Consider the following 2628-nt stretch of genomic DNA (forward strand, 5'->3'; position numbering starts at 1 on the left):
GCCAGAGCGCGCCGATGTCACTACACACGGCGTGGGCACTTGTTCGCGGGACGGGCCGCGCGAACCCGTCCCGCACCCGGCAGCACCCCGCTACATTCCCCACATCCAAGCCGTTGGCCAGGCAAAACATCAAAGTCCGGCTGGAGTATCAGGGGGTGTCGGGGGTGTCGTAGACGAGTTTGTAGGTGACGTCTTTGGGGGTGGGGGTGGGGGTGGTGTGGGTGTAGAGGAGGCGGATGGTGGTGTAGCGGTGGGTGTCGGGGTGGTCGGGCCAGGGTTGGGGGTGGCTGAGGGTGACGGTGACGGGGTAGGGGCGGAAGCGGCCTGCTGCGCAGTAGGGGCGGCAGTCGTTGATCAGGTCGGTTCCGGTGGCGGTTGCGGTTTTCGGTGTCCAGGTGTTCCAGTGCAGGTCGACGAGGCGGTTGTTGCCGTCGCCGCAGGCCAGGAGGTATTCCTTGGGGCGTATTTGGGGTTTGGAGAAGCAGTCGACGACGACGGGGGTGGGGTCCGGGGTGGGTGCGGGGGCGGGCTGGGTGGGGGAGGCTGGTACGGCTGCTGCGAGGAGGGCTGCTGCCGCGCTGAGCAGGATCCCGGTCCGGACGTGTGTGCGGGTGTGTGGGGTGGGGGCGTCTTTTGAAGCGTCCACGAGACCTCCTCGCCCATCCGTGGCGCCCGGTGGCGCTGCGGCCATGCCCAGCTTCCCCGATCCGGGCGAGGGCCGCACCCGCTGGGAGCTCTTTGCTGCCCGCGGCCCCGTCTGACCTGCGCGAATACAGCCCTGCCCGGCCCTGGCCCGGCCTGGGCCCTGCCCGGCTCTGCCCGGCTCTGGCCCGGCCTGGGCTCTGCCCTGCTCTGCCCGGCCTGGGCTCGGCCTGGGTTCGGCCCGTCGGTCACCTGCCGGGCGGCGGCGAAACGCGGGTCGCGGTAGGCGTCGCCGGTCCGGTCCGGTCCGGTCCGGCCTTGCTCTGCCCGGCTCTGCTCTGCCCGGCCCTGGCCCGGCTCTGCCCGTCGGTCACCTGCCGGGCGGCGGCGAAATGCGGGTCCGCGGGAGGCGTCGCCGGTCCGGCCCTGCTCTGCCCGGCTCTGCCCGGCCTGGCTCTGTCTGGCCTGGCCCGGGCTCGGCCTGGCTCTGCTCTGCCCGGCCCTGGCCCGGCTCTGCCCGTCGGCCACCTGCCGGGCGGCGGCGAAACGCGGGTCCGCGGTAGCCGTAGCCGGCCCTGCCCGGCCCGGCTCTGCTCTGCCCGGCTCTGCCCGGCCCTGCTCTGCCCGGCCCTGCTCTGCCCGGCCCTGCTCTGCCCGGCCCTGCTCTGCCCGGCCTGGCCCGGGCTTGCCACGCCTGGCCTTGCCCCCTGTCGGGTTTGGGTTGGGTTGTGGCGGGGTTGGGTTAGGTGATGCCGATGGTGTAGGTGGCGTGGTAGCCGTTGCCGTGGGGTGTGAGGGGCAGTGTCATGGTGGTGCCGGCGGTGCGGTAGCGGTTGTCGCGGGTGTTGGGGTGTGGGGGTGGTGTGCGGTGTGTGTAGGGCGGGCGGGTGTAGATCTTGGTCAGGAGGTTTTCGGGGAAGAAGAACTGGGAGGTGGTTTCGGTGTGGGGGTCGGGGCGGACTTTGAAGTGGATGTGGGGGGCGAGTGCTGCGTACCAGCCGGGCACGATGGTGTGGAAGGTGCATCGTCCGGTGCGGTCGGTGATTTGGGTGCCGCGCAGGAAGGTGTCTTTGCCGGTGGAGTAGTTGCCGGCGGCGTCGGCGTGCCACACCTCGACGCCGGCGGCCGGGAGTGGCCGGCAGCCGTCGGGGACGCGTACGACGGTCAGTTCCAGCTGTAGGGGTACGCCGCCTCGGCCCTGGGTGATGTCGGAGCGGACGAGGTCGAGGTCCAGGTAGTAGGGTCCCGCGCCCGCTGTGACGGCAAGGACGCAGGCCGGGGCCGTTGGGGCGGTGGCGGTGCCCGCCCCGGTCGGGGCGGGCGGGGTGGGAGGGGGTGGGGAGGCGGACGGTTGTGCGGCGGCCCCGCGCGTGGTGGCCGGGGCGCTGCATGCTCCGCCGAGTACGGCGGCGGCCCCGGCCGAGCCGGCGGCCAGCAGGAGCGCCCGACGGCTGGTCGCCGGCGCGGACACCCCACCCGTACCGGCACCTGTACCGGCTCCGGGGGCCGTGTCCGCGCCCGTACCGGCTCCGGTGTCCGTGCCGGCTTCCGTACCGGCTCCCGTGCCGGCTCCGGTGTCCGTGCCGGCTTCCGTACCGGCTCCCGTGCCGGCTCCGGTGTCCGTGCCCGTACCGGTGTCCGTACTGGCGCCGGCGCCCGAACCCGTACCGGCGTCCGTGCCCGTGTCCGTGTCGGCTCCGGTGGCACTGCCGGTGCCGGAGTGGGTTCCGCAGCCGGTCCCGGTGCCGGTGCCGGTGTTGGTGTTGGTGTTGTCGGTCATGCGGGCGCCCCTTCACCACGTGTTCCGGGTGCCGTCCTGGCGTGGGGGACGGCTGTACACACGCGCTCACCGTGCCGGACGGGGTGGGTGGCGCCCGGCATCGACACACCTGCCGCTACCCCGCCGGCCCCTGCCCGGTTCCGCCCCCCGGGTAGTGGGGGGGTGGGACCGGGGGAGGGGGTCGCTGACGAGGTCGGGGGGGGGGC

2 protein-coding genes are annotated in these 2628 nt (G+C 73.4%); both read right to left on the bottom strand.

All coding sequences use genetic code 11. The features are described 5' to 3' along the window. Window positions 1-148: 148 nt before the first annotated feature. Window positions 149-646 (bottom strand): hypothetical protein, encoded by a 498-nt coding sequence (locus AB0F82_RS36405; protein ID WP_362635570.1) that lies wholly within the window; start codon window positions 644-646, stop codon window positions 149-151. Between the two features lie 738 nt (window positions 647-1384). Beyond that, window positions 1385-2422 (bottom strand): hypothetical protein, encoded by a 1038-nt coding sequence (locus tag AB0F82_RS36410; protein ID WP_362635573.1) that lies wholly within the window; start codon window positions 2420-2422, stop codon window positions 1385-1387. Between the last annotated feature and the right edge of the window lie 206 nt (window positions 2423-2628).

Origin of the sequence: Streptomyces virginiae (assembly GCF_040638905.1) — a bacterium.
Classification (GTDB): Bacteria; Actinomycetota; Actinomycetes; order Streptomycetales; family Streptomycetaceae; genus Streptomyces; species Streptomyces virginiae_B.